This is a genomic window from Marinilabilia sp. (assembly GCF_016278715.1).
Taxonomy (GTDB): Bacteria; Bacteroidota; Bacteroidia; order Bacteroidales; family Marinilabiliaceae; genus Marinilabilia.
The window spans coordinates 1-6,594 of sequence record NZ_JADQBH010000082.1; the positions used below are offsets into that span (position 1 = coordinate 1).

Here is a 6,594-nt window from a genome sequence, read left to right on the forward strand (position 1 = left end):
TCCATTTTGAACAGACTGAAATGGTTATTATTTGTTTTTCTCAATGGTAAGAAGAACCTCTTCGAAACATCCAAACCCATCTATGCACGTGTCCCAGCCCCAGCGGGGCGACAGTTTGGTGGCATTTAACAATCAAGGCCCCAGGAACCATTGAGGGAGTTTCCAAAAACCCTGACATTTTTCATTCCGATTGTTTTATTCTATGGTTAGATTTGTGTAAACATCAATTTGTTACACCTAAAAACCAAGTGCTATGCCAAAAGGAGTATTTCAGGTTCCCCCTGCTAAGAATGAGCCAATACTGAGTTATGCCCCCGGAACACCTGAACGTGCTGAATTGAAAAAACAGCTGGAAGCCTACCGGGCTGTTGAGATGGACATACCCATGATTATTGGGGGAGAAGAAATCAGAACAGGAAAAAAAATATCCATTCATCCACCACATGAACTCAAACACAGCCTGGGCCATTACCACCAGGGAGACGAAGCCCACGTGCATCAGGCTATTGACGCAGCGTTAAAAGCCCGATCCAAATGGGCCGGGTTGAGTTGGGAGCACCGTGCATCCATATTTCTTAAAGCGGCCGACCTCCTGGCGGGGCCGTATCGTCAGAAAATCAATGCGGCCACCATGTTGGGCCAGTCAAAGAGCGCATTTCAGGCTGAAATAGACAGCGCTTGTGAGTTTGCCGACTTTTTGCGTTTCAATGTGCAATACATGACCCAGATTTACCGCGATCAGCCCACCTCCGCAAAAGACATCTGGAACCGGGTAGAATACCGGCCTCTGGAAGGGTTTGTATTTGCCCTCACTCCGTTCAACTTCACCTCCATAGCAGGAAATCTGCCTTCGGCCCCGGCCATGATGGGCAACGTAGTCGTTTGGAAACCCTCCAAGACAGCCATCTATTCAGCCCACATCATCATGGAAATATTCCAGGAAGCCGGCTTGCCAGACGGAGTCATAAACCTGATTTTTGCCAGCGGTCCGGTGGTGGCGCGTGAGGTTTTTGACCATCCCGATTTTGCAGGGTTCCACTTTACCGGTTCCACTGAAGTATTTCAATCGATCTGGAAAACCATCGGAGAAAACATTCATCGCTACAGAACCTATCCCCGTATCGTAGGGGAAACAGGCGGAAAAGACTTTATTATAGCCCATAAATCATGCAATGCCCGGGAAGTAGCCACTGCCATCGTGCGTGGCGCATTCGAATATCAGGGACAAAAATGTTCTGCTGCATCACGGGCCTACATGCCTGCAAGTCGCTGGGAAGAAATCAATAAAGAAGTCCAGAAGCAGTTGTCAGAACTTAAAATGGGCCCTCCCGAGGACTTCAGTAACTTCATGAATGCGGTGATTGATGAAGCATCTTTTGACAAACTGGAATCCGTCATCAAGGAAGCAGAACAACATCCTGAAGCAAAAATCATAGCCGGTGGCGGATGTGACAAATCAGTGGGTTATTATATTGAGCCTACTATTATTCAAACTACAAATCCGCATTACCGAACCATGCAGGAAGAGTTGTTTGGCCCAATTCTCACCATCTATGTTTATGATGATTTGAAATACGACGAGACACTCGACATACTGGATAAGACCTCCATTTACGCGCTGACCGGTGCTGTTTTTGCAAAAGACAGATACATCATCGAAAAAACGGCTAAACGCCTGACCAATGCAGCAGGGAATTTCTACATAAATGATAAACCCACCGGAGCAGTGGTAGGTCAGCAGCCATTTGGAGGTGCCCGGGGATCCGGAACCAACGACAAAGCAGGATCATTAATCAATATGATGCGATGGGTTTCCCCCCGAACCATCAAAGAAAATTTCGTTCCGCCCAGGGATTTTAAATATCCCTATATGACCGAAGATTAATCAGCAAACAGGAAAATATCATCTTCCATGCATACGCGGGGCTGTTCAGTTTAAGAACAGTCCCGCTTTTGTAAACCTGAATCGTAAGAACATTGGAAAATCATTCGAAATACTTACATTTGTATTGAACCAATAAGGTCAGGAAAATGGGTCTCAAAGACATTTTTAGGCTGAGCATTCCCTTATTACGTAATCGCTACGTAATTACGTTTCTGGCATTTATAATCTGGGTCGGTTTTTTTGACCAGAACAATTTGGTGGAACGCCATGAACTCTCAAGGCGAATCGAAGAACTGGAAAAACAAAAAATTCACTATCAGAATGAAATTGTGAATAACACCCGGAGAATAGAGGAGTTACAGAGCAACCCGGATAATCTGGAGAAATTTGCCCGCGAACAATACCTCATGAAGAAACCGGATGAGGATATTTTTGTGGTCATTGAAAAGTAGTAAACTATGGGATTTTACCGTTTGTTGAGCGGATTGTATTATGCCGGCATGGTGCTTATTCTCGCCGGCATTGTGATGAATATTACCGAAATGCCATCTGCTGTATGGGTATTTGCCGTCGGGTTGATTCCAGTTCTGGGAGTAAGAATTTTTAATTATGTAATTGCTCCTGCCCATCGAAAAAGAATCAACGGCATCTTAATGCTAAGCGCTGTATTTCTGACAATTGCCATTGCCTTTATCTTTTACAAAAAGGATTACTGGATTCTTTTTATTGCCATTTCGGCTGTTCTGGATGGGTATGTCAGCTTCAGGAAAATTGTCTGATAATCATTTCCACGACTTTTACCCCCAAAATAAACACATAACTTTTTTATATTTTAACAATACAGTTATATTTGTCCTCATCAATAAAAAATTAAACATTCATTTTCTGAGATATGAAAAATCTATCACTCATTATTAATGCAGTTCTGCTTGTTGCCGTAGTTGCATTGTTTATTATTGTTTTCTCCAATGGGTCAGAAGAAAAGGAATCAGCTGACCAAAAAGCTCAAAAAGAAGACGTTCAGGACTATCCAATAGCCTATATCAATACTGATTCTTTGCTAATAAACTACGAATACGCACGTTCCCTGAACGAAGAACTGTTGACAGAAGAGGAATCTTCAAGAGCCGATTTCAATGAGAGATTAAGAGTGTTTCAGGACGACATGAGGTCTTTCCAGAGGAAAGTTCAGAACAACGGTTTCCTAAGTCTGGAAAGGGCCCAAAACGAAGAAAGAAGACTCCGTCAGAAGGAACAGGAACTTCAGGAATTGAACAGCCAAATGTCCAACGACCTGATGCGTCAACAAAACAGCATGAACAGAGAACTGAGGGATACCATTACAGGATTTCTGGAAGATTTTACCACAAGACATCCTTACAAATTGGTTTTGAGCAATACCATGGGCGACAACATTCTTTTTGCCAATGATGCTCTGAACATAACTAACGAAGTTGTTGAAGAACTTAACAATCGTTATCAAAATTCCAAAAAAGAAAAATAAAACAGGTCAATAATTGATATGACCAGGAAGAAAGATCCGGCACTTCTTTTAAAGAAGTATCTGGAAAAACATAATCCTCCTTACCGCATTAACAAACCCGTTAATGAAAAAATCGGACTAATTACAGTGGTTCCGGCCTACCGTGAGGATGAACTTATTTTTACCACATTAAAATCATTGTTTTCATGTGAACCTCCATCCTTTCGGGTGGAGGTTATTGTTGTTTTAAACACCGCCGAAGACGAATTGCCGGAAATCATCAGGGAGCAAAAAGTATGCGCCTCAAAGATCCGGAGTTTAGCAGAATCGTCAAAATGTCCGCAGTGGCTTTCCATTTTCACCCTGGAAGCTTACGACCTGAAAAAGAAACATTTCGGAGCCGGACTGGCCCGAAAGACCGGACTGGATGAAGCCATTCGCCGCTTTGCAGCAATCAATTCACCTGAAAAAATCCTTACATGCCTCGACGCCGACAGTCCGGTAGCCACCAATTACTTTACAGCCATTGAGAAATGGTTCAGTAAACCAGAAAACAGTGGAGCCTCTGTCTATTTTGAACACCCCCTTGAAGGTGATACTTTCCCCCCGGAGGTATTTGAAGCCATCACCCTTTATGAGCTACACCTGAGATACTATCTGCTGGCTCTCAAACAAACCGGCTTCCCCTATGCATTTCACACGGTCGGCTCCTGCATGGCATTCAGAGCCATCAATTATGCACGCGTTGGGGGAATGCCTAAAAAACAGGCAGGTGAGGATTTCTATTTTCTACAGAAACTCATTCCTTTGGGAGGATTTGGGGAAATCAATACCACCACCGTTTATCCCTCTCCCCGCCCCTCAGGAAGGGTAATTTTTGGCACTGGAGCAAGTGTAAAGAATCATCTGGATGGAACCCAGAAACAGGGAACAACCTATAACCCACAAGCATTCAGCGACCTCAAAGAATTCTTTTCGCTGGCCCGTGAACTATTCTCCCTGCCCATTGAACAATTTGAAGAGTGGACTTACAAACTAACCGGTCCTTTACGTAGTTTTTTGCTGAATACAGGCTTCGAAAAGGAGCTACTGACCATCCAACAAAACAGCAACAGTGAAAAATCGTTTTTAACCCGCTTTTTTAGCGTTTTTAATGCATTTAAGATTATCAGATACCTCAATTATGCCCACGAGCATTTTTACGCCCGTTCTGCCCTTTTTGAGGCCGCCTTTACCACCCTTGAAGCAACGGGATTTGATCTGTCGGAAATCATCGATGAAAAGGAGCTGTTGCTGGCATTCCGCAGAATTGAAAGGTCGGCTATCATAACACCATGACAATTCCTCATTAAAAAAGGAAATAAAGGTGTCACCCCTCCGGGGCTTTGGTCGCGTTTTACCCGAATAACCCTTCTACCCTACCAAACTGTCGCCCCATCCGGGGCTCTTCCATTTTAAAAAGAAAGAAATTGATATGATTTGTTTTTCACAATGGTAAGAAGATCCTCTTTGGATATCCAAACCCATCTATGCACGTGTCCCAGCCCCAGCGGGGCGACAGTATGGTAGAAAAAGGAATGTAACAATTTTAAAAGATGAGCCCCGTTAGGGGTGACAGAATACGTGTTAATTGAATGTGTCACCCCTGACGGGGCTTGGTTTCCTTTGACCTGAATAACCTTTCTACCAAACTGCCGCCCCATACGGGGCTCTTCCAATTTGAACAGAAAGAAATTGATATGATTTGTTTATCTCCCATCGCAAGGAAAGCCCTTCGGAATATCTGAACCCATCAATGCACGTGTTCCAGCCCCAGCGGGGCGGCAGTTTGGTAGCAAAGGAATGTAATAATATAAAAGAAGAGCCCCGGCAGGGGTGACAGATAATCACGCTACAACTTACTCATCCAACCACATCATGAGATTAGCACCCGGGTTTACCCGGGTGTTTCAATAAAACCGCAGAAAAGAATGAAAGCCGGCTTCAAGCCGGCTTAAACAACACCTAACAATCCAATAATCATCCCGCTAAAGCAGGGTGCTATTATTCTCATACCACAAATATTTTGAAAAATCATTTGCCGAAAATCTTGGGTTGCGGGTCTCAAATTCAAGATTCCCATTCCATTGAACCCTGCACAAATAGAACCCACTGTGAACCTAAAAGATGGACCTTCTGCCTCTTCGGGTGTTTGATTTATTCCGCATCCAGTCATTTCCGGGTTCGGTACAAGGAATGGCACCCCGTGGCGATTCATTAAATCCGGAGGTAGAAAAACGCCAGATAAGTGAAAACTCATTAGCTCCCCCACTGTGCCCGGCAAGGTTTGAAAGAGTCATATCGTAGCTGTAAGCAATTCTTACCTGTCCGATATTGAAACCAAGAATAAAAATCAACGCATCATTATTTGTCAGTCCTTCACTTTCCATTACCGGAATACCCCGGTACCAAAGCCCCAGTTCAAAAGGGTTAACGTACCAATACGTTCCGAGGTCCAGTTGCTGAAAATCCTGCTGCGCCCGGTACATAAAAGCAAGTGTGCCGGCTACTTCATCCTGATTACGGGTTCTGGGCCTGAAACGATATTTTCCCCCGCCATATACGGTGGTACGCATGGGCATGGACGATTCCACATCGGTAAAACCAATATCACTCTTCACCAGGTGATCCACCACGGTTCCCACCCAGAAATCATCACTGTAAATCATTGCAGAAGCCGAAGCATCAATTTTGCGGTAGCTTTCGGCCTCAAAATCGCCAAGAGCACTGGCAAGAATATCCCCTTCGGGACCAATTTGGTCGCCCCAAAGCAACGAAGACGGGTCAATCTTCCGTTCAAAATACTTAAAGTTCAGTCCGGGACGGGCGTAAATATTACGGGTAATGGGAAACTCATAAGCATAAACCAGACCAATATTTTGGGTCACCAACTGACCACTTCCCTGATCGTCACGAACAAAAACAAGTCCCAGGCCACTGTTGTAATCCTCGAAAAAATGATCGGCAGCAAACGACACGGTCTGGTAAGTATTCGGGATACCTGGCCATTGATCTCTGTAGGCTAATGCCACCCGACTACCGCTGGTAAGTCCGGTGAAAGAAGGACTCAGATACACCGGATTGGCATAAACCTGTGAGAACGTTGGATCCTGGGCTTTCGTTTTCACGCTAATGACCAGCAGAAACCAACACAACAGAACAATATATTTTAATCCTCTATTCATTC

General features: G+C 44.2%; 6 protein-coding genes. 5 read left to right on the plus strand and 1 reads right to left on the minus strand.

Features of this window, described 5'->3' with window-relative positions:
* Positions 1 to 253 precede the first annotated feature (253 nt).
* The 5 genes from pruA to QZZ43_RS05300 all read left to right on the plus strand — a co-directional run bounded on the left by pruA (position 254) and on the right by QZZ43_RS05300 (position 4,706).
* Positions 254 to 1,885 carry an L-glutamate gamma-semialdehyde dehydrogenase gene (gene pruA, locus QZZ43_RS05280; protein ID WP_291856881.1) on the plus strand — a complete coding sequence of 544 codons (1,632 nt, stop codon included), beginning with the start codon at positions 254 to 256 and terminating at the stop codon, positions 1,883 to 1,885.
* Positions 1,886 to 2,031: 146 nt separating this feature from the next.
* Positions 2,032 to 2,337 (plus strand): septum formation initiator family protein, encoded by a 306-nt coding sequence (locus tag QZZ43_RS05285; RefSeq protein WP_291856882.1) that lies wholly within the window; start codon positions 2,032 to 2,034, stop codon positions 2,335 to 2,337.
* A 6-nt stretch (positions 2,338 to 2,343) separates the two neighbouring features.
* Entirely contained in the window at positions 2,344 to 2,664 is a 321-nt protein-coding gene (locus tag QZZ43_RS05290; protein WP_291856883.1) for a hypothetical protein, read from the plus strand.
* Positions 2,665 to 2,777: 113 nt separating this feature from the next.
* Positions 2,778 to 3,389 (plus strand): OmpH family outer membrane protein, encoded by a 612-nt coding sequence (locus tag QZZ43_RS05295; RefSeq protein ID WP_291856884.1) that lies wholly within the window; start codon positions 2,778 to 2,780, stop codon positions 3,387 to 3,389.
* Positions 3,390 to 3,407: 18 nt separating this feature from the next.
* Positions 3,408 to 4,706 (plus strand): glycosyltransferase family 2 protein, encoded by a 1,299-nt coding sequence (locus QZZ43_RS05300; protein ID WP_291856885.1) that lies wholly within the window; start codon positions 3,408 to 3,410, stop codon positions 4,704 to 4,706.
* 821 nt (positions 4,707 to 5,527) lie between these two features.
* Here the strand turns inward: QZZ43_RS05300 and QZZ43_RS05305 are convergent.
* Positions 5,528 to 6,592 (minus strand): PorP/SprF family type IX secretion system membrane protein, encoded by a 1,065-nt coding sequence (locus QZZ43_RS05305; RefSeq protein WP_291856886.1) that lies wholly within the window; start codon positions 6,590 to 6,592, stop codon positions 5,528 to 5,530.
* Positions 6,593 to 6,594 lie beyond the last annotated feature (2 nt).